The following is a 22,995-nucleotide window of genomic DNA, read 5'->3' as shown; positions in this document are numbered from 1 at the left end:
CAACAGACTTATCAATCCAACATCACACAGAACAAGACCATCTTACCATATCCCTGCCAACTATAAAAGCCCCTAACCTGACCTATTTGAGTACTAACAGCAAAAAAGCAGCTTAAAAACACCAATCAGACGCCACCAAGGACTCTTGATATTGCTTGTCTCGTAATTCTCTGATCACCTGCGATAGATACTCTGCCTGATACATCACAAAGTCAAAATTGAAATCCAGAATTTTGGTGTTATCATTCAGTGATAGCTTCTCCTTGATAAAAGCAGTCATCTCAGCTGTTGTCACAATCAAGTCAAAATCAGTTGCCCAAAGCAATTCAGCCTCTGACAAAATATTAAAGCGACAGACCGTTGCAACACAAGGACTCACCTGTTGCAGGACCAAGCTATATAAAATATCAATGTTTTTCTTATTGATTTCGATCACTGCTATGGCTAAAGGCGGCAGCCCTTCTCTAACAAGCTGCTCAAGTCGCGTGCAAAGCAAATGCAAATTAGAGCCTGTCAGCCGACCTCGACCAGAGACCCGATCTGCCCAGCTATTAATCAGGCCTTCGATACGATTAGCTAAGGGCTTACTGCCCTGATATTCCTCAGCATAATAATATTTTTGCGGGATAAGCAGCTGCAAATCAAACAGGGTCTTACGAAAATAAGGAATCAAGGTCTGGATACAGGCCTTGTCAAAGACGATATAGTGGTCAAATAAGTGGCGTAGCTCACCCAGCAGCTCTTGGTAAGCAGGATCCTCCTGAATGATCGTCAATAAGGCCGAAGAATCCTCCTCGGACCATTCTGTGATCGAAAAAGAGTTGTTAACCGTCAGATAAACAAGAAAAAGATAATCAATCTCGCTACTGGGAAAGTCCATATCAAGCAGTAATTTCCCCTTGCGTTTGAAAAAGTCCTCCAAATCCCTATAGAGCGTTAAGGCCTTTAAACGTTTAAAAATCCCTTCCTGAGGGATAGCAATGTCAAACTCTCTACGCTTCCAAGACAGCGACAAGAGCACATCAAAAAAGCGAAACTTCTTATCCAGTAACGGGTGAGGCGTTTTTTGCTGCTTAATGGTGAAGATAACATCATGCACAATATCCAAATCATGATCAGTCAGCTCATAGATGACAATCCCGTACTTGTCATGCAATAAGGCAATCAAATAGCGGATACGCCACTCCTCGCCAACAACACTATTATCCTCTAAGGCCAAGCCGCACTCCTCAACAAAGGGCTTCATGTGCTGAATCAGCCGATAAGCTGACGGTGTGGAAATAAAATGCTCCTTAGCAAAGCCTGAGACAGATTTAACCTTATAGCAAGGTGCCTTCATCAAGAGAAATTTAAGAATGTGAAGCCGTACCGATTGGCGGTAAATCGTCTTCAAAAACGGCTTGCCCCTTTTCAAAACGGTGCAGCGGACAATAGTGCTATCCCACTCAAAAGCAATATCTCCTTGGAAAAGCTCCTCTAATTGGTGGATATAGCGCTTTATGTTAGCTAGGCTAAAGCCTGTTTTTTGCTGAATGGCGTGGAAACTGATCCTTTTTTTAGCAAGTAGTATGGTCAGCAGCAAAGCCTGATGATTAATCACTGGTTCCAAATACTCTTCAAGCAAAACACTTTTCCCTCCTCAAACCATTTTGTTAGCGTCATTATCATAACAGTTTTCACCAAAAAAAAAGCGACAAAAAATATTTAATGTCAGGACGATTTTTCTGATACCCTTTATTATAACACAAAAGCTTGAGCCAGGTAAAACGATAAAGAAATCAGCTTAAAACTATTACACATTCTCATCTCATATGATATAGTTATTCAGGTTTCCTAACGGAAAACACATTAAAAACTTAATAATGGAGAGAAGAGAGTTGAAAACAAAATCATTTAGAAAGGTACTGACGACGTCAGCTACCTGTATTGTGCTGGCAACAAGCTTTGCCGGAGGAACCCTACGCGTCTGGGCAGAGCAGCTTTATTATGGGTGGAATGATGGAACGAGACAAGATTCACCGTTCTTTTTATATGCAACGCCTACTACTGAAAGCCAAAGAAAACTAGAAACTATTGTATACTGTTTTAATAGAAACAATCATTGGCCAGACAATTGGGAGTCTAGCAGAACTTCACCTACTTCTTTACCACTATACAATAAAGAAGTAGGTACAAACGAATTATTTAAAAAAACAGCAACTACACCTAAGAAAAGCGATAAGCTAATAGAATCATTGATAGTTGTTTTAAGCAAAGGTTATCCTAACGTTAAGCATATCGAGAATCTTCGCGAAGATCAAAGTAGAAAGATTACCCAATTAGCTATCTGGTATTTTAGTGACAGCTTTTCAAAAGAACATTTTAGAACAACTTATAGTTTAACTTCTGAAGAAGATCAAGCACTACAAAACTTAATAAAGGCTGGAGAAAATCCTGATTTAAGTGAAGCTCAAAAGAAACAGACTTTAGATTTGTATATTTATAAATCAGGTGGAACAGGATATAGTGGTGGATACCAAAATCTTCTTGGCTCTACCTTAATTCCTAAAGTAGATGGTTTTGGTGGTCAGAATCACCATAAATTAGATGGTCTTAAAGGAGAATTACCAGGATTAAGTGGTGAAGCTGGAGCGCCTGATAAACCTGGTACTTTTGGCAAAAATGATAAACCATTAAATGGGCTTGAAGGAGGACAACCTAGTTTACCAGAATCAGGCGGTGAGGCCGGAGCGCCTGATAAACCTGGTACCTTTGGTAAAAATGATAAACCATTAAATGGGCTTGAAGGAGGGCAACCTAATTTACCAGAATCAGGCGGTGAGGCCGGAGCGCCTGATAAACCTGGTACCTTTGGTAAAAATGATAAACCATTAAATGGGCTTGAAGGAGAACAACCTGATTTACCAGGACAAACCGGTGGTCATGGACCAATCATCGAGACAACAGAGGATACACAAAAAGGCATGTCGGGACAATCTGGTGGTACTATCGAGTCAGAAAACACCAAAAAGCCGGAGGTCATGATTGGTGGTCAGGGACAAACCATCGAGACAACAGAGGACACACAAAAAGGCATGTCTGGACAATCTGGCGGTACTATCGAGTCAGAGGACACTAAGAAACCTGAGGTCATGATTGGTGGTCAGGGACAAATCATCGACTTCTCTGAAAACACCCAATCAGGTATGTCTGGGCAGTCTGGTGACACTACGATTGTTGAAGACACCAAGAAGTCTGAGATAATCATTGGCGGGCAAGGGCAAATCATCGACTTCTCTGAAAACACCCAACCGGGTATGTCTGGACAGTCTGGTGACACTACAATTGTCGAAGACACCAAGAAGCCTACACCTAAGCCTAAACCTGCACCAATTGTTAATGACGAAAAGCCTAACAAAGGCACTCATCTGCCACAGACAAGTGAGTTCAAGCAATTAACCCTAAGCATCATCGGCGCCATGTCAATGCTACTGGTTCTAGGCCTTTCACTGTTCAAGCGACCATCTAAAAAAGACTAACCCACACTGACAGGTGGCATAAGGCATTAAGGTCCATCTCAAGTGGGCTTCACACCCTCTTAGAACACCTTACAACAAAAATGCCTAGAAATAAACTGCTCCCCAAAGATTAGACAAGCGCTCTAACTCTTGGGGGGCTTTTTTGACACTTACATTATAATAGAAGACACTAAACAGTACCGCTTCCTTTTTGCCCTATCTCTACTGACACTAGCGGTATGCGCAGCTACCATAAGCTATCAACTCGTCGTGCAGCCCTAGAGAAAAGCTGATACAAAAAACAAGCACCAGCCTTGCTGCTGATGCTTGCTCCGAACCTACTGATACATTTTTTGTGATGTCCTAGCTGTATAACCACATGCCTTTTACCTGAGGGTCTAGTCTCCTAATAGCGGGCTAGCTGGCAAAAGCAGGGAGAAGCAGCTCCCCTTTCCAAGCTGGCTCTCAACAGCAATATCCCCACCTAATTGGTGAGCCAACTGCCTAGCAATATAGAGCCCCAGCCCATGACCACCGGTTTTCATATTGCGAGAGGCTTCGACGCGGTAGAGGCGCTTGAAAATCAAGGGCAAATCCTCCGCTCTGATCCCTTGCCCCTGATCAATAACATCAACTCGAATAGACTGAGCCTGTCGGTAGGCCTTAATGGTCAAGGCAGTATTGGACTTTGAATATTTAAGCGCATTGCTGACTAAATTCAGCATAATCCGAGACAAGGCATCATATCTGCTGCTGATCTTAACCACTTCTGGTGCCACTTCAATGTGGACGGAACGCTTTTCTTGCTCTAAGGTCAATTGAAATTCTGATAAAATGTTAATCAAAAGCTCTTCAAGATAGATGATTTGAAGGGGGCGCTGTTCTTGCTGCTGATTATTCAGGCTGACCACATGCAATTCTTCAACTAATTGATTCAAACGGTTGGTCTGTCGTGAGATGGTGTTTAGATAGTGCCTCTCCTCTTCCCTTGGAATAACGCCATCTAAAATCCCCTCTACAGTTGCTTGAATAGAGGTCAAGGGTGTCTTAATATCGTGCGACAGCTGAGCAATCATCATGGATTTCTCATGCTCACTCTCACTCAGTGACGCAAAGCTGGCTTCCAGCTCCAATGACATCTGATTAAAGCTTTCTTCCAAATCTTTAAATTCCAAAGGGCATGTGATAAGATGACCACTGTCAAAGTTTCGTTGAGAAATAGCCTGTATCTTTTTCTTTAAGGTATTAAGTGATGAAAAGACATTACTCAAGAGGATCATATTCACTACCCCTCCTGCCATTGAGGCAATCAGAGCTATTACCAAAATATAGGAAATGTCCTCAACTGTAATGAGCATTTGGTTCAAACCAACAATCAGGCCTGCAATGGTAATCAGCATAGACATGACATAGCCGATCACAATGTATGTTCTTAGTCGCATATTACCCCTCTAATTTATAGCCCAGTCCCCAAACCGTTTTAATGGTTGGTGTTTGGTCAGTACTGTATCTTGCTAAGTCATTGCGCAGGGAATGAATGTGAACATTCAAGGTATTGGTATCGTCCAGATACTCCTCCTCCCACACACGCTCATATAGCTCTGTTTTTGAAAAGACATGATTCAGATGATTGGCCAAAATCCACAACAAATCAAAAGCCTTATTGGTCAGATTAAGGTCTTGATTGGCTACCGTCACCCTCCGGGTGCTATGATCCATGAGCAAATCCCCAATAACTAAGGGCTGGTCTTGGTTAGCCTTGCCATAAATCCGATGTAAAATATTGGTGACCCGTAAGACCAATTCACGTGGACTAAAGGGCTTGGAAATATAATCATCTGCCCCTAAGCTCAGCGAATAAATCTTGTCAGGCTCAGATGTCTTTGCTGTGATAAAAAGAAAGGGTTGGTCAGACTTTTCCAGCAACACCTCCCCAATAAAATCATAGCCATCCATATTGGGCATCATGATATCACTGATAATCAAAGCATACTGGTCCTTGGCAAAGAGCCCCAAGGCTTGACGACCATCGCTTGCGACGGTCACACTATAGCCGGCCTGTTGCAAATAACGTTTGTTAATATCAGTGATTTCCGGTTCATCGTCCACTAATAATATCTTGTAGGTCATGCTTCCTCCTTGATTAAAAAATTAGTGCTACACTCTCTCAAGTATAACACTAATTCTTAACTTAGCCAAATAATTCTAATCTCATTAACTCATCAATCATTTTAATCGTCGATTGTCGCACCTTAATCATCTTAGGTGCTTAATAATCGCTCGGATAAATAGTGCTTAAATTCTGATTGAGAATACCGTAGATTGAGCCGCTGATGTAGTCTGGCAGTTCAAGCCTTTGAGCACGCTCGTAGATCTCTTGATCAGCTAATGGTCGTTCTTCTGATTGATAGGCTATCGGCTGCGCTTGACCAGCTATATCCTTTGGATAAGTGATACTTGAGTTTTGGTTAAGGATACCGTAGATTGAGCCGCTGATGTAGTCTGGTAGTTCAAGCTTTTGAGCGCGTTCATAGATCTCTTGGTCAGTTAAGCGTTGAGTTACTGACTGCTCATTACCAGCATGGGTGGATGCAGAGACGGCCGGTGCTTGGCCCAGAGCTAGAAAGGCACCTCCAGCAAACAGTGCTGAAGTAAGACCAAGCTTCAAAGCGTTAGCAGCTAAAGTTGTTTTTGATTGTTTTCCTGTAGTCATTGTTGTCATAACAATTACCTCTTTCTTTTTGATTATCAATGTTATGGACTAAGTATAGCAATCAAATATAAAACAACATTAAGCTAAAGTTAAACTAATTCTTAAGTTGTTATTATAAAAGTATAAAATGATCTTTTTTGATTAATAATGACATCAAACTACCTCAAAAATGATGACAAGGCTAAGGACAGCTTCACGTAAGCTCATCACAAAAACAAGCACCAGCTATAACCCCCAACAAGAAAACACTATTTAAAAAAGATGACCTATTTGTTAATCACTAGCTCATCAAAGCATTGCAGACCAGCACAGCCTTTTCGCTAGCTTTAAGAGGTCACATTTTTGAAGTCTTGTCTGATGTGTTATAATAGTTAAGTATCAAAACTTAGGAGAATTGGAACTTATGATGAATATGCAAAACATGATGAAGCAAGCGCAAAAGCTTCAAAAGCAAATGGAACAAAAGCAAGCTGATCTAGCTGCTACCTCATTTTCAGGCAAATCTGCCCAAGAGCTGGTAACAGCAACCTTTACTGGTGACAAACGCCTGGTCAATATCACCTTTAAGGAGGCTGTTGTGGATCCAGAGGATATCGAAACGCTTCAAGACATGACCACTCAAGCCATCAATGACGCCCTTACTCAAATTGATGAGGCAACCAAGAAAAGCTTGGGGGCCTTTGCCGGCAAGCTACCATTTTAATAGCAAGAAATCTCCACTGGGTATCCAGCGGAGATTTTTAATTATTTTTCCTTGGCCAATTCAAGGCAGAAAGATTTTTGCTGGCAATGAGGACAGCGTAATCTTCTGGTTTTTGGAGTGTGTCCTGCCAAGCTAAAGGCTTTATAGGTAGGCTCAAAGATCTTGTGACAGTTGGGACAAAGGTAGAGCACCTGCTTTTTGTAATGCCAAACAAGACCATTCACTGCCAAGATAAACAGTGACATTCCAAGCCAGATCAACCAGATCTGACGAAGCCAAGTAGCTAATACCATGACTAGAACATAGCTTATGATTGCCAAAATGAGTTGTGGCCAAGTTCTGCGCTGGAGCTGACGCCAGCTTTCTTGATTTTCTATCCTCAAGGCAAGGTCTGAAAGATCGTCAAGTGATTGACAAGCGTCCTTTTCAACCTCTTTTAAGAGCTTGACAGCCCTGTCAAGCTTAGCCTTTTTATCAGCAGCTTCTGCTCTTAGCTGCCTGATGTGCTCCTGAAGCAAGAGCTCTAAGACCTGGTCTGTATTATCCTCGGCAAAGATCCTTTTGATCCTCTCGATTGAAAAATCTAGCTCTCGAAGAAAGAGGATACGCTTGAGCTGGCTCAAGTCAGCACTCGTGTACTGGCGTCTTCCTCCCTCTGTGATAGCAGATGGGGATAGGAGGTTTCTGTTATCGTAATATTGCACCGTCCTAATAGTGACACCTGCTGCTTTTGCTAGCTCACCGGTTGAATAGATATCAGACATTCTTGTCACCTCCTTTCTGTCCTCATTATAGGACATGACCCAAGGTCACAAGCAAGCCCTAAGGCTAAACTTTTTAGAGCATGGCAAAGGCTATTCGTCAAAAAGCCCTCCCAAAGCTGCAAAGGGGTTGTCTGTAATCGCTTCTTTTTGCTTATCTAGGTAAGACTTGTTATCGTCAAATTCCACAAATGCCTCATAGACACGCGCTGTCATACGAGCGTCCTCTAAGCTATTATGTCCTCTTCCTTTTATCCCTAAAAAATCAGCAACTGTTTGCAGGCGAAGATTAGCAATTCCATTTAGGTCACTACTGCGTCTCTCATAGGCTTCATCAAAGACATCGACTGCATATTGCGCTGACAGATCCAAGCCATTTGCTGCTAAAATAGGCAAATCAGACTTTTGTGCATTATAGCCTATCAAAGGTGTATCACCAACAAATTGCTTAAAAGCAGCAAGCACCTCATCAACCTTGGGTGCTGATACAATCTTATCTGAGGTAATGCCTGTTAAGCCATTAATAAAGCTTTGCAGGGGAACAGCAGTGTAAACATAGCTGTCAAAGCTGTCAACCTCCTGATGCTTGTGCCATTTGACCGCTGAAAGCTGAATGATATGACTAACCTCATTGACAGTATTAAATTCCATATCAAAGGCAATATAAGCTTCTAATTGTTTCATTCTTATCTCCTCAAAAAAGACCCTTAGAGGGTCTTGGTATGCTGTTATTTACCAAATAAACGATTAAAAAAACCTTTTTTAGGTCCCATCTCAGACTGTATCTCCTCTGCTTGCAATCGTACCTGATCAGCCTCAGCCTTTGCTTCCTCAAGCTCCAGCTTCAAGGTCTCTTTGTCTGCCATAGCCTTGGCTGTCAGCTGCTGCTGCTGATCCAGCTGCTTGTCCTTCTCGGCAATCTGAACGTCCTTAATACGCATCTGCTCGTCCTTAGCAGCCAGCTGGCTATCCTTTGCCTTTAGCTGCTCATATAAGCGAGTGATTTCAGTGTTTTTTTCGTCAACCAGAATCTCTAAGAGCTCACGCTGCTTGGTCTCTTCACTAATTGGCTCATCATCAAAAATCGTTTTCTTGTAGATTTCCTCTAGCTTAACTAAGCCACTACGTTTAACGACAGTGACTCCTTTATCATTTTTATCAAGGTCCTCCTCTGGTAAGGACTTGACACGATTATTGACAGCCTGACGGCTCACTCCCAAAATGTCAGCTAGTTCACTAACTGTCTTTTCTATTGCCATAATTTCCTCTTTATTACTGTAACTGAATATTCTTATTAAAAATAGTAACACAATACCAGAATTCTGTCAATTTAGCCTAGTTTACATTACTGTTAAATCGCTTGATGTTATGCTAAAATAAGCACATGATACCATACGATACGATTATTATTGGAGGTGGTCCTGCTGGTATGATGGCAGCCATCTCTAGCAGCTACTATGGCCACAAGACACTCCTGCTTGACAAAAACAGACGCCTAGGCAAAAAGCTGGCTGGGACTGGAGGAGGACGCTGCAATGTCACCAACAGCGGAAGCCTTGATGAGCTAATCGCTGGCATTCCAGGTAACGGCCGCTTTCTCTATAGCGTCTTTTCCCAATTTGATAATCATGACATCATTGCTTTTTTTAGAGAAAACGGCGTGACCCTCAAAGAAGAGGATCATGGACGCATGTTTCCTACAACCGATCAATCAAAGACGATTATTAATGCGCTGGAGCAAAAAATCAAGTCGCTGGGAGCTCAGGTGCTGACCAGTACCGAGATTGTCTCGGTCAAAAAGCGAGACAACCTTTTTTACCTCAAATCAGCTGATCAGACCTTCAGCTGCGAGAGACTTATCGTGGCAACAGGAGGCAAATCCTATCCATCTACTGGATCGACAGGCTTTGGCTATGATATTGCTCGCCACTTCAACATAGCTGTCACCGAGCTAGAGGCTGCCGAAAGTCCCTTATTAACAGACTTTCCACATAAGGCCTTACAGGGAATTTCCCTTGATGATGTGACCTTTAGCTATGAGAAGCATCAGATCACCCACGATTTGCTTTTTACCCATTTTGGGCTGTCAGGTCCTGCTGCTCTAAGGCTTTCTTCCTTTGTTAAGGGAGGTGACATAGCAGAGCTTGACCTGCTGCCGCAAACCTCTGTAGCTGAGCTGCTCAGCTATTTGGCGCAGCACCGGGAAAAAGCCCTAAAAAATGCACTCAAGGTTCTAATGCCTGAGCGAGTTGCTGACTTTTTAACAAAGGGCTATCCGGAAAAAGGAAAGCAGCTAACTCCCACACAGACCCAGGAGCTCGTCAACAAGATTAAGCAATTACCGATTCCAATCACAGGAAAAATGTCTCTGGCCAAGTCCTTTGTAACCAAGGGCGGCATTGACTTAAAAGAAATCAACCCTAAAACCCTCGAAAGCAAGAAGGTCGCGGGACTTTACTTTGCTGGTGAGGTCTTAGATATTAATGCTCATACAGGTGGCTTTAACATTACAGCTGCTCTCTGCTCTGGCTGGGTGGCAGGAAGCCCACATTGATTAAGATAAGCTTATTAGCTGATTGACTGATAGGCTTATTTGTCATTATCCCCTTAATCAGGGCATCTTTTTCTTGCATTTGGCTGAAATTGGTGTATAATAAGACTATGTTTCCTTAACTGGTTAATGACTAGTTGAGGAAATTCAGGGCGCTGATAACGCTCTGAGATTATTAAATATTAAGAAGGAGAAAGCAATGGCAAAGAAGTCAAAAATTGCTAAATACCATAAGCAGCTCCAACTGATTGAACAGTATGCTGACCTTCGTCGCGAGCTTAAAGCAAAGGGTGATTATGAAGCACTGCGCAAATTGCCACGTGATTCAAACCCAAATCGCTTGAAAAATCGTGATAGAATTGATGGTCGTCCCCATGCTTACATGCGTAAGTTTGGTGTCAGCCGTATCAATTTTCGTGAGCTAGCTCACAAAGGCCAACTACCAGGAATCACTAAGGCTAGCTGGTAAGCTTGACTCACCTTGTTTAAGATTTAGTAATCATAGAAGCCAATTTATCATAATAGCTCGGTATGCCAAGATACCGAGCTATTTTTTTACGTCTTAAAACTCCTTAATCATCACAGGCTAAATCACTTACCTTAGCCTTTGACTGGTACAGTTAGCCTCTGCAAGGAAAAGAGCCCTCAAGCAAAGCAAACGCTCCTAAAGGCCTGTTTTTGCTGTGACAGCAGTGATTGGTTCCAGTGAATATCTCCTACAACAAGCTCTAAAGCTCCATAAAATCCTAGATGTAGCCTTTTTAAAAAGGCTGCTTGCTCATAGCATCTAAGAAAAGGACCTAAGAGAGACTTTTTCAGCCCAAGACGAGGTGACTAGCCTTAGCTTTTTTGCCAATGACATCAAATATGCAGCATATAGATCATCACCACTCTTATGGCTATATAGCCTACTGTTAAGATGAGCATTGCCAGTAGGTGCTGCTTTTTCTTTAATTGGAGATAGCCAACAATCTCTCTGATAAAGGCATTCATACTAAAGTAGAGCTTTGTTTTTGCCCCGTAGCCCCTGCAAGGCAAGGCTAGCTCCTTGGCCAGCAATAAGGCTCTAAACAGGTGATAACGATTGGTGACCAAGCAAAAGGAAGCCCCAGCTGGTATTAATTGCTTAGAAAACAGGATATTTTCTCTGGTATTTCTGGATTGGTTTTCAACTAATATATCTTCGCTTTTGATTCCTTGCTGGACTGCATAGCGACACATCGCCTCACCCTCAGCTATTAGCTCATCAGCCCCTTTGCCACCAGACATGATCAGCTTGCTGCCAGGATTTTTCCGGTAAACCTGAATGCCCTTATTAATACGGCTGGCTAGCAAGGGAGTGACCTGGTCTCCATTTAGACCGCTCCCCAGCACAATAATATAGTCTTCCTTGGTTTTTCTGAGGTAAAAGGTATTCAGTATGCTTGAGATGGTGTAGGCTGATACGATTAGCAAGAGGTAAAGGATTAACAAATCACTAGTCTCATACATGATCCTTAAAAGCTTTGAGTCACCGATACTCTCTAACAATAGTCTGCTGACAAAAGGGTGCACAAACAACAAGACCGCTGAGCCAATCAGCAATAAATTCCGCAAGGAAAGTCCTTCTCTTTTGATGAGCCTAATGCCATTAAAGCTTAGAAAGAGCAAGAGTATAAAGGGACTTGACATCAACCATACAATCGCAAGAAAGCCAATGACACCTAGCACCAGGATACCAACACCCTGAAGCCTGTTTTCGATTGAAAAAATGTAAATCATAGCACACAAGAGACTAACACCTAGTGTTGCTACAAAGCTGGCTCCTAGCCACAGGGTTCTTGGCTCCTTAACATAAACAGCCAAAAACACCACGCTGCAAATCAATGGAAGAAGCAATAAATAAAACATGACAATCTCCTCATACCAATGCTACTGCTGATGAAAGCTCTCAAAGGCTAGACTTGGCTTAGCATTTAGGTCCAAGCCTGCCACATGCCCTTTATCGTACTCAACAGCTGCTGCTAAGGCAATCATACCAGCATTATCCCCACACAATCTTAAAGGAGGCATAACCACATCTAAGTCCTTGATTTCCTTGGCTAAACGCTCACGAAGCCCCTGATTGGCTGCTACTCCACCAGCGACGACTAGCATTTTTGATGGGTATTGCTTGAGTGCCTTCTTGGTTTTTGCTAATAATATATCTAACACCGCAGCCTGAAAGGAAGCACAGAGATCCTCAAGCACAAGCTCCTCACCCTTTTGCTGCGCATTATGGTGCAGATTGATAAAGGCTGATTTTAGGCCTGAAAAAGAAAACTCCAAATGCTCCTCTTTAATCATGGCACGAGGAAAATGATAAGTATCTGTCCCTTGATGCGCTAGCTGATCGATCTCACGACCAGCAGGATAGGTCAAGCCCATCACGCGTCCTACCTTGTCATAGGCTTCACCAACTGCGTCATCACGTGTTTCTCCGACAATATGATACTCTCCTGGCTCTGTCACATAGACAAGCTCTGTATGCCCACCGGAAACCAAGAGGGCCATAAGAGGGTATTCCAGCTCTCCTTGCTCGCGGGCCGCCATCAGGTGACCTGCCATATGATTGACCGGAATCAAGGGCAAATCATTAGCCCAAGCAAAGGCCTTGGCTGCTGCTAGGCCGACTAGTAATGCCCCCACCAGACCTGGTCCATAGGTAACCGCAACCGCAGTCAAGTCAGCAGCCTCAAGCTGAGCCTCCTTGAGTGCGTCATCAAAGCAAGTCGTAATCACCTCCACATGATGACGACTTGCTACCTCAGGAACCACCCCACCAAAACGCTTGTGACTTTCAACCTGACTAGCAATAATATTGGTCAATAAGACGTTATCGTTTTTTAAGATAGCAACACTTGTCTCATCACAAGAGCTCTCTACTGCTAAAATATATCTATCTGTCATTCTTTCCTTCCCGCCTCATGATCAAGGCTGCTTCTATTGGATCATGGTAATAATTGCTACGCTGGCCTATCACCTCAAAGCCATGCTTGAGATAAAGCTGCTGCGCCCTGTGGTTTGACGCTCTAACCTCAAGAAATATCCTTCCCTCAAAGCCATCTAGCTGTCCCATGAGCCAAGAGGCAATACCCTGCCCCTGATAGCTTGGCAAAACAGCTAGATTAGTGATTTCCATTTCTCCTGGCAGCTGTTGAATCGCTAAAAAACCAAGCAGGGTTTCTTGATGATAAAAGGTAAAATAATCAACATGCTCCTGTTGCATATCAGACAGTATCTGCTTTAAGGTCCAAGGGGATTGACCATAGACCTCTTTTAGCACCTGATAGACAGCTGCTGCTTTTTCTTGAATAGAAATCATCGCTAAACTCGCTTGACATACTGGCTGTCATCACCGACAGCATGAGTTTTGAGCCAATTTTCCTCTGCCTCAACCCGCTTCAAATATTGTGGGACAAAGGCTGCCACATTATCAGCTGAAAGATTGCTACCTAGCAGACCAAGCTCAAAGGCTGATGGCAGACTTGGCTTTATCTTAGCCTCTGGCAAGGCCACTCGAATATCCTCTACAAAGCCCTCCACCTCTCCAACAAAAATTACATTGTTATAAGAGACCAAATCTGCTAAGACAGCATCAAAGGACGCATACTTATCCTGTTTCACAGCTTTTTGATGGTGATAATAGCCCACATAAACATGGCGTCGTCTAGCATCAATCAAAGGAACAACCAAGCTGTCAGGATTTTCGCGGCAAACAGAGGCCGCTAGAGCATAGAGGCTTGATATGCCAACAAGGTCAATACTTAGGCTATAGGCAAGCATTTTTGCTGTAGCAGCGGCAACACGTAAGCCAGTATATGAGCCTGGTCCTTCTGCTACTGCGATCCGATCAAGATCCTTTGGTTTCCAGCCAACTGAGGACATTAAAAAATCAATAGCCGGCATCAGACTAATGCTGTGATTCTTCTTAATATTAATCGCAAGATCAGCCAATAATGTGTCATCGTCTAATAAAGCAACAGATAATGCTTTATTTGATGTGTCAAATGCAAGTGTCTTCATATTAAGTCCTTCTCAAGTCATTTCTATTCCACAATTATAACATAAAATAAAGGCCATGAAAAAGAGACACCTACAGTCTCATCACAGGTCAAGCGAATAATTTTATCGAAACTTTTTACTAAAAGCTGATAGTATGATATAATCTTAGTAATTGCACAGAATCAGGTTTAAATCTATTACACAATAATCACATGATAGGTAATCGTCAAAACAGAGGCCTTCTCGTTTTGACCTATTTGTTATTGTTTGGATAATCGATTCATCATGAAAGGAAGATATCATCAATGATCTATAAAGTTTTCTACCAAGAAACAAAGGAACGCAGTCCGCGTCGTGAAAACACACAGGCCCTATACCTAGATATAGACGCTGCAAGTGAGCTTGAGGGGCGTATCAAGGCCCGCAAGATGGTTGAAGAGCACACCAATTACAATGTCGAATTCATCGAGCTGCTCTCAGACAAGCACCTAGACTACGAAAAAGAAACTGGTGTTTTCACATTAACGGAGTTTTAACATGACAAATATCAGTTTAAGGCCTAATGAGGTTGGGGTTTATGCGATTGGTGGTCTGGGAGAGATCGGCAAAAACACCTACGGTATTGAGTATCAAGATGAAATCATCATTGTTGATGCCGGTATCAAATTCCCAGAGGACGATTTGCTAGGGATTGACTATGTTATCCCCGATTACTCTTATATTGTTGACAATTTGGAGCGTGTCAAGGCTCTTGTGATTACTCATGGTCATGAGGATCATATTGGCGGTATTCCTTTTTTACTAAAGCAAGCTAATGTGCCTATATATGCAGGCCCCTTAGCCCTAGCTCTTATCCGAGGAAAGCTGGAGGAGCATGGTCTCTTACGCGATGCTGTGCTCTATGAGATCAATCACAATACCGAGCTCACCTTTAAGCATATGAGCGTTACCTTCTTTAAAACAACTCACTCTATTCCAGAGCCACTTGGGATTGTTATCCACACCCCACAAGGGAAGGTCATCTGTACTGGCGACTTCAAGTTTGACTTTACACCTGTTGGTGATCCGGCTGATCTACATCGCATGGCTGCTCTTGGTAAGGACGGAGTTCTTTGTCTATTGTCCGATTCGACAAATGCCGAGATACCAACCTTTACGAATTCTGAAAAGGTCGTTGGTCAGTCAATCATGAACATTATTGAAGGCATTCATGGACGTATCATTTTTGCTTCCTTTGCTTCAAATATCTACCGCTTGCAGCAGGCTGCAGAAGCCGCTGTTAAGACAGGGCGTAAGATTGCCGTATTTGGTCGTTCAATGGAAAAGGCTATTGTTAACGGTATTGAGCTTGGCTACATCAAGGTCCCAAAGGGAACCTTTATTGAGCCTAATGAGATTAAACATTACCACGCTAGTGAGATTTTGATCATGTGTACCGGCAGTCAAGGGGAATCTATGGCCGCCCTTGCTAGGATTGCCAATGGTACCCACAGACAGGTCAGCTTACAGCCTGGAGACACTGTTATCTTTTCATCAAGTCCAATTCCTGGTAATACCGTCAGCGTCAATAAGCTAATCAATACGATTCAGGAGGCTGGAGTTGACGTTATTCATGGAAAGGTCAACAATATCCACACCTCCGGTCATGGTGGCCAACAGGAGCAAAAGCTGATGCTTAGCCTTATTAAGCCAAAATACTTTATGCCTGTTCATGGTGAGTACCGTATGCAGAAGGTTCATGCTGGGCTTGCTGTTGACATTGGGATTCCAGAAGAAAATATCTTTATCATGGAAAATGGTGACGTGTTGGCCTTGACCAGCGATAGCGCTCGTATAGCCGGTCATTTCAATGCTCAGGACATTTACGTAGATGGCAATGGCATTGGAGATATTGGGACAGCGGTTCTTCGCGATCGTCGTGATCTTTCAGAAGACGGGGTTGTCCTTGCAGTGGCGACTGTTGATTTTGAGACACAGATGATCTTGGCCGGACCAGATATTCTCAGCCGCGGTTTTATCTACATGCGCGAGTCAGGCGAGCTCATCAGAGAGAGTCAGCGTGTGCTTTTCAATGCGATTCGTATCGCTCTGAAAAATAAGGACGCTAGTATCCAGTCTGTCAATGGTGCTATCGTTAATGCGCTTCGTCCCTTCCTTTACGAAAAGACAGAGCGCGAGCCCATTATCATTCCAATGGTTCTAACACCTGATAGCCAATAGATCTTTGACACGAGCTTAGAGGCTCGTGTTTTTTTGTTGCGTCAACGTCAATGACTGATGTACAAGGCTATGAGGCATACTACTTGCCCAACACGTGCTGTTAGCTAAGCTTAACAGAGTGACGTGCTGAGCTAGCTTAAGAGCCTTGTCTAGCTATACTACTAAAAATAGCCTGCTGAGCTTAGCAAACCTGTCAAACCACACCTCAAAAAGAGAGCGATAACATTTGACTACAGGCTGATTGATTCCCACAAGTCATTTTATAAAAACAGCAGCAAGCACAGCAAAAAGAGCTGCACTTTAGACAATCTTAACTAAGATACTTTATGATCTAGTCTCATTCATTAAAAAGCGAACAGGTCTGGCTTTTAAAATCTCAGAAAGCTAGACCTGTTCGGTTGTTTTATTTTGGTTTATTTTAGGGTAGACTTGTGTCCCAGCCTCATGCTACAAATTCTATCATAAGGAGTTTTTTGTACAGTCTAGGTTGGCTGACAAAGCCCCACCATACCAACAAAATCGCATGGCACCTGCTTTTGATCGGCAAAGGTCATACAACTTTTGGTCGGTCAAGTCTAAAAAGACCAGATCACATCAGCTTTTTAGCAGGCTACTGTTATGCTAATGCCTTAGAGGCCACGCTCTGCTCGATACTGATCGGCTTCGGCCTGCGTCGCTAAGACAAAATGCCCAGGAGTGATTTCATACATTTGCCGCTCTTGGCCATCTAGCTCTTGACTAGGATCATAAACCTCTGCAATGCGCCTACGCTCCTTTTCAGGATCCGGCTCAGGAATGGCCGAGATCAAGCTTTTCGTATAAGGGTGAATCGGGTGATTGTAAACCTCATCAGATGTTCCAATCTCAAGCATTTTGCCCCAATGCATCACACCAATACGGTCTGAAATGTATTTGACCATAGACAAATCGTGTGCGATAAAGAGATAGGTCAAGCCGCGCTTCTTTTGCAATTGCTGCATGAGACTCACTACCTGTGCTTGAATCGACACATCAAGCGCTGAAATCGGCTCATCTGCGATAATAAAGGTCGGCTTCACAGCCAGGGCACGCGCAATGCCAATCCGCTGGCGTTGGCCACCAGAAAATTCATGTGGGTACCGCGTCAAATGATCCTGATTAAGCCCAACAAGCTTTAACAGCTCTTGGACTCTTGCCTCACGCTCTGCCTTTGAGGCTGTCAAGCCATGAATGTCTAAGCCCTCTGCAACAATGTCTCTGATTTTCATGCGACCGTTCAGACTAGCCTGAGGATCTTGGAAGATCATTTGCGCATGCTTACGAAAGCTATGCAGCTTTTTCCCCTTTAATTGGGAGACGTTTTCTCCATTAAAGATAATCTCGCCATCACTAATATCATACAATTTCAAAATAGCTCGACCAACTGTTGTCTTGCCTGAGCCTGATTCCCCAACAAGGCCAAATACTTCCCCTTCATAAATGTCAAAGCTAAGGCGATCAATAGCCTTAACCTCGTTTTTCTTCCCCTTGTTAAAGGTTAAGGAAACATTCTTTACTTCGATTAATTTTTTACGAGCTTCTGTCATTAAGCCTTCCTCTCTTCCATTTCCTGCCATTTTGCCCAACGCTTGCGGATTGGTAATGGAGGGGTTATTTTAGGAGCGCGCTCATCTAGCAGCCAGGTTGCCGCGTAATGGCTGTCACTTACCTTGAACATTGGAGGCTCTTTGATATGGTCAATGTCTAGGGCAAACTCATTCCGGGCAGCAAATGCATCACCCTTTGGAGGGTTTAATAAATCTGGTGGCGTTCCGGGAATAGACCTCAAGCTACCTGCTGCAGTAGCTGTTGTAGGCATCGAATTGAGCAATCCCCAGGTATAAGGGTGCTGTGGGTGGTAAAATACCTCATCAACCGTTCCATATTCAACAATTTTTCCAGCATACATGACAGCAACGCGATCTGCCATTCCAGCAACAACACCAAGGTCATGCGTAATAAAGATAATCGATGATGCGGTCTGAGACTGAATATCCTTCATCAGCTTCAAAATCTGGGCCTGAATGGTAACATCAAGAGCTGTTGTCGGCTCATCTGCAATCAAAATATCAGGATTGGCAGCTAGAGCAATGGCAATAACAGCCCGTTGCCGCATGCCCCCAGACCACTGATGTGGGTAATCCTTAAGGTGCTCCTCAGCATTTGGAATACCAACCTGACGCATCAGGTCTAAAGCACGCTTCAAGGCTTCTGTCTTATGAATACTTTGATGAATCATTATTGCCTCTGCAATCTGCATGCCAATTGTCATGGTAGGATCAAGGCTGGTCATCGGATCCTGGAAGATCATCGCAATTTCATTGCCACGCACCTTCACCCATTCCTCCTCCTTCAGCTCATTGAGCTGCTTGCCCTTGAAGCAAATGTCTCCAGAAATACTTGCATTCTTAGCATTCAACCCCATCAGCGTGCGAGTGGTTACAGATTTCCCTGAGCCTGATTCTCCCACAATAGCAAGAGTCTCTCCCTTTTTTAGCTCAAAGCTGATATTACGAATCGCCTTAACATCTCCAGCATAGGTTTTAAAATCAACATGGAGGTTTTTGACACTTAAAATGGTTTCATTCGTCATTTTATCTCCCCTCTACTCATCACTTGATTTTGGGTCAAAAGCGTCACGTAGGCCATCACCCAACAGAATAAAGGCCAACGAAATTAGCACCAAGGCAAAAGCCGGCAGCAGCACCTGATAAGGATAATATTGCAGGCTTTCTTGTGCATCAGTAATCAATGAACCAAGCGAAGCTGTCGGTGGCTTAACACCTAAATTAATCGCAGATAGCACTGACTCATACATGATAGCACTCGGAACAGTCATCATGATTTGAACAATAATAATCCCTGAAATATTTGGCAATACATGCTTAAAGGCAATCCTGATATTACTTTCTCCCAAGGCACGAGAAGCAAGGACGAAATCACGCTCTCGATAGGACAGGGTTAGGTTGCGGACCTGCCTAGCCATTGAGGTCCAGCCTACAATCGCAATTGAAATAATAATTGAAGTCACACCATTGCCAAGCAAAAGACCAAGCATGGTCACAATAACAAGGTTTGGAATAGAGGAGATAATCTCAATGATCCGCTGCATCACCATGTCAGTCTTGCCACCAACAAAGCCTGAGACCAAGCCATAGGTTACCCCAATCACTAGATCAATCAGGGTTGCGACAATAGCAATCAAAAGAGAAATACGAATCCCTACCGTAATACGTTTTCCAATACTGCGCCCCAGATTATCCGTCCCGAGTAAGAAGGCCTTGTCCTCTGGGACCCCTTGATCCGCATAAGCGTCATTGGGCTCTGTATTACCAGCGTAGGTAATGGTCCCATTCCAAAATGGCAAGCTGCTGCTTAGCTTTGGCGGCAGGTTACGGTATATGCTTACCTCCTTACTGTTAAAGCTATTGGCATCATCTGTAGACACAACAAATAAAGAACCAATAGAAAACAAAAGCAGCACAGCTAAAAACCCCATCGCTATAACAGCTAGTTTATTGTGCTTTAGCCTACGCCAAGCGTCCTGAAGAAAGGAAAGCGCCGGCTTTTCAATTTTTTCTTGTGTCGCTAAGCTCCCTGCTCCAACAAGCTTAAATGATTTTGTTTCTTCTAGCATAGCACTCTCCTATCCCAAACGAACACGTGGATCTGCGATACTAATGATCATATCAGTTACCAAAATAGCAACCATCAGCATTAGCGCATAGACAATCGTTGTTCCCATAATCACCGGGTAATCCTTGGTGGGAATAGAGGTCACAAACTGCTGCCCAATCCCCGGAATGGAAAAAATCTGCTCAATCAGGGCTGATCCCGTCAAAATACCAGCAGCCATCGGACCAACCAAGGTTAACACAGGAATCATCGAATTGCGGTAAGCATGCCGACGAGTCACCTGACGCTTAGTCAAGCCCTTCGCTCTAGCTAGCTGAATATAATCTGTCGATAAGGTCTCAATCATCTCGCTACGGAAAAAACGGGTCACCTGAGCAAAGACCGGAATAGCTAAAGCAAGCGTCGGCAAAATCGTTTGCCCAAAGCTTCCCCAGCCAGACAAGGGAAGCAAATTCCATTTAAAGCCCAAATAATCCAACAGCAGTAAACCAATGATAAAGGACGGCATAGAAATACCAAGCGTTGAGATAACACTTAAAATGGCATCAATGATATTATTTTTATTCCGCGCTGAGACAGCACCAACAACTAAACCAGAGCTAATACCAACAATAAGCGCCTGTACTCCTAAGTGTACAGATACCCCCAGACGCTGCGAGATCAGGGTTGTCACTGATTGGTTAATCGACTGATAGCTGGTGCCAAAATCACCATGAAGAATATCAAACAAATACTTTAAATATTGCTGCCAAAGAGGCTTATCTAAGCCGTACTGCTGATTCAGCATAGCAATCATGTCATCAGTTAATTTAGGACTGTTATAGGGTGTTCCAGGCATCACCTGCATCAAAAAGAAGGACAAGGTGATCACCACCCAAAGTGTCACTACTAAAATAGCAACTCGCTTCAAAAGATATTTAATCATATTTTTCCTCTAACCAAAACAAGAACTGGTTAAGACCAATTCTTGCAATATGCTTGCCAAGGCCTACAGGATAGACACTCCTAGCTAGCCCTAAGCTTCTCTTAAACACTTCCCATCAAGGAGCTGTGGCCTTGCTAGGTCAGTATAAGCTTACGATAATATTATTGTTATTCCTTATAAGCGTAAGTAAAGTCAACATTTAGACCAGTTGAATTACGGATAAGACCTTTGATGCTTGGATTTTGCAAGCCCTCACCACTACGGAAGTAAAGGGGATTGTAAAGGGCATTGTCATAAAGGGCTTTTTCTGCTGCCTTATAGTCATCAGCAGCCGCATCAATATTCAAGGCATCTGTTGTTAGAGCCTTGTTGTAGGCCGCATCGTAGTCTGCATTCGTAAATTTACCATAGTTATAAGCAGACCCTGATTTAAACAAGCCATAGAAGGTAGACCCTTCTGGATAATCACCACCCCAAAGAACAACTGCAACCTCAAAGTTTTGGTTTTTAGTATCCTCAAGACGTTGCTTGAAAGGAACAAATTTCTCTTCAACGGTCAAGCCAGGAAGAGCTGTTTCCCAGGTTTCCTTGATGTAATCCACTGCAGACTTGGCAGCCGGCGCATCAGCATCAGCTGTGATGGTGATTGTCAAGGCATCCTTGCCCAGCTCTGCTAAGCCTTCCTTGAAGAGCTTTGCTGCCTCCTTGTCATCGTATTTATAGCCAGGTGCTACATGCTCTGTTAGATCTGTTCCGTCAGATAATTTAGCAAGACCTGTAGGAACAAGCGCTGTAGCCGGCTTTGATCCTGTATCAACAGCCGCAGATACAATTCCCTTACGGTCTGTTGCCAAATTCAAGGCTTGACGAATTTTAAGACTGCTCAAACCTTCAATAGCTCCTGTCTGGTTATATACGATATAAGCTGTTGTTGCCTCAAGAACTGGAACAACGTCCTTATGCTTTTTGTTAGCATTGTAAATAGCTGACGTACCAGAAATATTCGCAAAGTCTAGCTTACCTTGCTTGTATAGTTGAACAGCTGTATCTGGCTTTTTAACCGTTTGAACATTAACTGTCTCAGTTTTGACGTTTTTGGCGTCCCAATAGTTTTTATTCTTTACTAGCTTAAAGGTTCCGCTAGTGCCATTCCAGCCCTTGACAATATAAGGACCAGAATAAATTTGTTTTTCTGATGTTGTCCCATAGTCCTTGCCAGCGTCCTTGACAAAGGATTCTTTTTGAGGAACAAAGTTAGAGAAGGACAGCAAGCTCTTAAATTGTGGTGCTGGCTCCGTTAAGGTAAAAATAACCTTATTTCCATCAGCCTTTACCCCTAGAGAGTCTAGATCAGGATTTTTCCCACTATTAATGTCCTCTGCGTTTTTCAGATGTGACTCAGTTGCCAAGTAAGCGTACTCTGAGGCTGTCTTAGGATCGACCATTCGCTGCCAGCTGTACACAAAGTCCTCTGCTGTTAGATCACTACCATCAGACCATTTCAAGCCATCTCGCAGGGTTGCTGTATAGGTCAAGCCATCCTCTGACACATCAACCTTTTCAGCCAAATCAGGCTGTAATTTCCCTTTAGCATCAGCACGCAAAAGGTTACTGCCAGAATTACCAATAGCCAAAGCAGAATAGGTATCTGTATTTTTTGAAATATCAAGTGTGATGATCTCAGTTGGCGTATACCAATTAATCTCACTCTTTTTGTCTGTTGACGCTGATTGCTTACTTCCACAAGCCATCAAGGCAGCAACAGAGGCTAGCGTAACTGCCGCTAAGCCCAGACGCTTACATGCTTTTGTTCCTAGTACTGTCATATAACCTTCCTCCTAACAAAATAGTTATTTAAAATAATTAAATTAGATTATACCATAATTCTGAAAAAAGGAAATAGATTTATCTGAAAATTTTTGATTTTATTTTTATAAATAGATAAACC

Annotated in this window: 22 protein-coding genes; 6 read left to right on the top strand and 16 right to left on the bottom strand. The window is 43.1% G+C overall.

Going from position 1 to position 22,995, the window contains the following annotated elements; genetic code table 11:
• Positions 1-112: 112 nt before the first annotated feature.
• A complete protein-coding gene (locus I2432_RS01900) occupies positions 113-1,624 on the bottom strand; it encodes a helix-turn-helix domain-containing protein (protein ID WP_115250583.1) in 1,512 nt (503 codons plus the stop codon).
• Between the two features lie 253 nt (positions 1,625-1,877).
• Between I2432_RS01900 and I2432_RS01895 the strand changes: the two genes are divergently transcribed.
• Positions 1,878-3,518 carry a thioester-forming surface-anchored protein gene (locus I2432_RS01895; RefSeq protein ID WP_249093326.1) on the top strand — a complete coding sequence of 547 codons (1,641 nt, stop codon included), beginning with the start codon at positions 1,878-1,880 and terminating at the stop codon, positions 3,516-3,518.
• Positions 3,519-3,895: 377 nt separating this feature from the next.
• Here the strand turns inward: I2432_RS01895 and I2432_RS01890 are convergent, their stop codons facing one another.
• The 3 genes from I2432_RS01890 to I2432_RS01880 all read right to left on the bottom strand — a co-directional run bounded on the left by I2432_RS01890 (position 3,896) and on the right by I2432_RS01880 (position 6,219).
• Positions 3,896-4,939, bottom strand: a complete 1,044-nt coding sequence (locus I2432_RS01890; RefSeq protein WP_115250581.1) for a sensor histidine kinase — start codon at positions 4,937-4,939, stop codon at positions 3,896-3,898.
• 1 nt (position 4,940) lies between these two features.
• Positions 4,941-5,627 carry a response regulator transcription factor gene (locus I2432_RS01885; RefSeq protein ID WP_206158967.1) on the bottom strand — a complete coding sequence of 229 codons (687 nt, stop codon included), beginning with the start codon at positions 5,625-5,627 and terminating at the stop codon, positions 4,941-4,943.
• A 139-nt stretch (positions 5,628-5,766) separates the two neighbouring features.
• Entirely contained in the window at positions 5,767-6,219 is a 453-nt protein-coding gene (locus I2432_RS01880; RefSeq protein ID WP_234991596.1) for a hypothetical protein, read from the bottom strand.
• Positions 6,220-6,613: 394 nt separating this feature from the next.
• Here I2432_RS01880 and I2432_RS01875 point away from each other — a divergent pair, with 394 nt between their 5' ends.
• Entirely contained in the window at positions 6,614-6,913 is a 300-nt protein-coding gene (locus I2432_RS01875; protein WP_012678533.1) for a YbaB/EbfC family nucleoid-associated protein, read from the top strand.
• Between the two features lie 41 nt (positions 6,914-6,954).
• On the opposite strand, the gene I2432_RS01870 is transcribed toward I2432_RS01875, so the two are convergent.
• The 3 genes from I2432_RS01870 to I2432_RS01860 form a co-directional block, all read right to left on the bottom strand.
• A complete protein-coding gene (locus tag I2432_RS01870) occupies positions 6,955-7,677 on the bottom strand; it encodes a MerR family transcriptional regulator (protein WP_115250579.1) in 723 nt (240 codons plus the stop codon).
• Positions 7,678-7,767: 90 nt separating this feature from the next.
• On the bottom strand, positions 7,768-8,358 hold the full coding sequence (locus I2432_RS01865; RefSeq protein WP_115250578.1) for a 3'-5' exonuclease: 591 nt from the start codon (positions 8,356-8,358) through the stop codon (positions 7,768-7,770).
• Between the two features lie 44 nt (positions 8,359-8,402).
• Entirely contained in the window at positions 8,403-8,933 is a 531-nt protein-coding gene (locus I2432_RS01860) for a DUF536 domain-containing protein (RefSeq protein ID WP_115250577.1), read from the bottom strand.
• A 125-nt stretch (positions 8,934-9,058) separates the two neighbouring features.
• Between I2432_RS01860 and aao the strand changes: the two genes are divergently transcribed.
• Both aao and rpsN read left to right on the top strand, forming a co-directional pair.
• Positions 9,059-10,228 carry an aminoacetone oxidase gene (aao, locus tag I2432_RS01855; protein WP_115250576.1) on the top strand — a complete coding sequence of 390 codons (1,170 nt, stop codon included), beginning with the start codon at positions 9,059-9,061 and terminating at the stop codon, positions 10,226-10,228.
• A gap of 196 nt (positions 10,229-10,424) precedes the next feature.
• Positions 10,425-10,694 carry a 30S ribosomal protein S14 gene (rpsN, locus tag I2432_RS01850; protein WP_012678537.1) on the top strand — a complete coding sequence of 90 codons (270 nt, stop codon included), beginning with the start codon at positions 10,425-10,427 and terminating at the stop codon, positions 10,692-10,694.
• Between the two features lie 392 nt (positions 10,695-11,086).
• Here the strand turns inward: rpsN and I2432_RS01845 are convergent, their stop codons facing one another.
• From I2432_RS01845 to tsaB, 4 genes are read right to left on the bottom strand one after another with little or no spacing between them, the layout of a single operon-like run.
• Positions 11,087-12,115, bottom strand: a complete 1,029-nt coding sequence (locus I2432_RS01845; RefSeq protein WP_043030445.1) for a YdcF family protein — start codon at positions 12,113-12,115, stop codon at positions 11,087-11,089.
• 21 nt (positions 12,116-12,136) lie between these two features.
• Positions 12,137-13,153, bottom strand: coding sequence for a tRNA (adenosine(37)-N6)-threonylcarbamoyltransferase complex transferase subunit TsaD (tsaD, locus tag I2432_RS01840; protein WP_115250575.1), 1,017 nt, complete (start codon positions 13,151-13,153; stop codon positions 12,137-12,139).
• The gene (rimI, locus tag I2432_RS01835; RefSeq protein ID WP_115250574.1) at positions 13,143-13,568 is read right to left on the bottom strand and encodes a ribosomal protein S18-alanine N-acetyltransferase; all 426 of its coding nucleotides are present in this window, start codon (positions 13,566-13,568) and stop codon (positions 13,143-13,145) included. Before rimI ends, tsaD begins: the two co-directional genes overlap by 11 nt.
• Before the next feature lie 2 nt (positions 13,569-13,570).
• Entirely contained in the window at positions 13,571-14,269 is a 699-nt protein-coding gene (gene tsaB / locus I2432_RS01830) for a tRNA (adenosine(37)-N6)-threonylcarbamoyltransferase complex dimerization subunit type 1 TsaB (RefSeq protein ID WP_206158966.1), read from the bottom strand.
• A gap of 284 nt (positions 14,270-14,553) precedes the next feature.
• On the opposite strand from tsaB, the gene I2432_RS01825 reads away from it, so the two are divergent.
• Both I2432_RS01825 and rnjA read left to right on the top strand, forming a co-directional pair.
• A complete protein-coding gene (locus I2432_RS01825; RefSeq protein ID WP_014622279.1) occupies positions 14,554-14,784 on the top strand; it encodes a DNA-dependent RNA polymerase subunit epsilon in 231 nt (76 codons plus the stop codon).
• A 1-nt stretch (position 14,785) separates the two neighbouring features.
• Positions 14,786-16,468: a ribonuclease J1 gene (gene rnjA / locus I2432_RS01820; protein ID WP_012514941.1), complete on the top strand. Its 1,683-nt coding sequence runs from the start codon at positions 14,786-14,788 to the stop codon at positions 16,466-16,468.
• 629 nt (positions 16,469-17,097) lie between these two features.
• Here the strand turns inward: rnjA and I2432_RS01815 are convergent.
• From I2432_RS01815 to I2432_RS01795, 5 genes are all read right to left on the bottom strand, one after another.
• Positions 17,098-18,033 (bottom strand): ABC transporter ATP-binding protein, encoded by a 936-nt coding sequence (locus tag I2432_RS01815; protein ID WP_012514940.1) that lies wholly within the window; start codon positions 18,031-18,033, stop codon positions 17,098-17,100.
• The gene (locus tag I2432_RS01810; RefSeq protein WP_012678544.1) at positions 18,033-19,079 is read right to left on the bottom strand and encodes an ABC transporter ATP-binding protein; all 1,047 of its coding nucleotides are present in this window, start codon (positions 19,077-19,079) and stop codon (positions 18,033-18,035) included. The genes I2432_RS01815 and I2432_RS01810 overlap by 1 nt, the downstream gene beginning before the upstream one ends.
• 12 nt (positions 19,080-19,091) lie before the next feature.
• Positions 19,092-20,123, bottom strand: a complete 1,032-nt coding sequence (locus I2432_RS01805) for an ABC transporter permease (RefSeq protein WP_012678545.1) — start codon at positions 20,121-20,123, stop codon at positions 19,092-19,094.
• A gap of 9 nt (positions 20,124-20,132) precedes the next feature.
• Entirely contained in the window at positions 20,133-21,047 is a 915-nt protein-coding gene (locus I2432_RS01800) for an ABC transporter permease (protein WP_115250569.1), read from the bottom strand.
• A gap of 167 nt (positions 21,048-21,214) precedes the next feature.
• Positions 21,215-22,873, bottom strand: a complete 1,659-nt coding sequence (locus I2432_RS01795) for a peptide ABC transporter substrate-binding protein (RefSeq protein WP_206158965.1) — start codon at positions 22,871-22,873, stop codon at positions 21,215-21,217.
• Positions 22,874-22,995 lie beyond the last annotated feature (122 nt).

The organism is Streptococcus equi subsp. zooepidemicus, assembly GCF_015689395.1.
GTDB lineage: Bacteria > Bacillota > Bacilli > Lactobacillales > Streptococcaceae > Streptococcus > Streptococcus equi.
This window is presented reverse-complemented; position numbering and strand designations above follow the sequence as displayed.

What these genes read in the sequence shown, in the direction of transcription:
- I2432_RS01865 (WP_115250578.1), bottom strand. Translation starts at nt 8,358, where the DNA reads ATGAAACAATTAGAAGCTTATATTGCCTTTGATATGGAATTTAATACT.
- aao (WP_115250576.1), top strand. Translation starts at nt 9,059, where the DNA reads ATGATACCATACGATACGATTATTATTGGAGGTGGTCCTGCTGGTATG.
- rnjA (WP_012514941.1), top strand. Translation starts at nt 14,786, where the DNA reads ATGACAAATATCAGTTTAAGGCCTAATGAGGTTGGGGTTTATGCGATT.
- I2432_RS01845 (WP_043030445.1), bottom strand. Translation starts at nt 12,115, where the DNA reads ATGTTTTATTTATTGCTTCTTCCATTGATTTGCAGCGTGGTGTTTTTG.
- I2432_RS01815 (WP_012514940.1), bottom strand. Translation starts at nt 18,033, where the DNA reads ATGACAGAAGCTCGTAAAAAATTAATCGAAGTAAAGAATGTTTCCTTA.
- I2432_RS01795 (WP_206158965.1), bottom strand. Translation starts at nt 22,873, where the DNA reads ATGACAGTACTAGGAACAAAAGCATGTAAGCGTCTGGGCTTAGCGGCA.
- rpsN (WP_012678537.1), top strand. Translation starts at nt 10,425, where the DNA reads ATGGCAAAGAAGTCAAAAATTGCTAAATACCATAAGCAGCTCCAACTG.
- I2432_RS01805 (WP_012678545.1), bottom strand. Translation starts at nt 20,123, where the DNA reads ATGCTAGAAGAAACAAAATCATTTAAGCTTGTTGGAGCAGGGAGCTTA.
- I2432_RS01825 (WP_014622279.1), top strand. Translation starts at nt 14,554, where the DNA reads ATGATCTATAAAGTTTTCTACCAAGAAACAAAGGAACGCAGTCCGCGT.
- tsaB (WP_206158966.1), bottom strand. Translation starts at nt 14,269, where the DNA reads ATGAAGACACTTGCATTTGACACATCAAATAAAGCATTATCTGTTGCT.
- rimI (WP_115250574.1), bottom strand. Translation starts at nt 13,568, where the DNA reads ATGATTTCTATTCAAGAAAAAGCAGCAGCTGTCTATCAGGTGCTAAAA.
- I2432_RS01860 (WP_115250577.1), bottom strand. Translation starts at nt 8,933, where the DNA reads ATGGCAATAGAAAAGACAGTTAGTGAACTAGCTGACATTTTGGGAGTG.
- I2432_RS01890 (WP_115250581.1), bottom strand. Translation starts at nt 4,939, where the DNA reads ATGCGACTAAGAACATACATTGTGATCGGCTATGTCATGTCTATGCTG.
- I2432_RS01800 (WP_115250569.1), bottom strand. Translation starts at nt 21,047, where the DNA reads ATGATTAAATATCTTTTGAAGCGAGTTGCTATTTTAGTAGTGACACTT.
- I2432_RS01875 (WP_012678533.1), top strand. Translation starts at nt 6,614, where the DNA reads ATGATGAATATGCAAAACATGATGAAGCAAGCGCAAAAGCTTCAAAAG.
- tsaD (WP_115250575.1), bottom strand. Translation starts at nt 13,153, where the DNA reads ATGACAGATAGATATATTTTAGCAGTAGAGAGCTCTTGTGATGAGACA.
- I2432_RS01870 (WP_115250579.1), bottom strand. Translation starts at nt 7,677, where the DNA reads ATGTCTGATATCTATTCAACCGGTGAGCTAGCAAAAGCAGCAGGTGTC.
- I2432_RS01885 (WP_206158967.1), bottom strand. Translation starts at nt 5,627, where the DNA reads ATGACCTACAAGATATTATTAGTGGACGATGAACCGGAAATCACTGAT.
- I2432_RS01880 (WP_234991596.1), bottom strand. Translation starts at nt 6,219, where the DNA reads ATGACAACAATGACTACAGGAAAACAATCAAAAACAACTTTAGCTGCT.
- I2432_RS01810 (WP_012678544.1), bottom strand. Translation starts at nt 19,079, where the DNA reads ATGACGAATGAAACCATTTTAAGTGTCAAAAACCTCCATGTTGATTTT.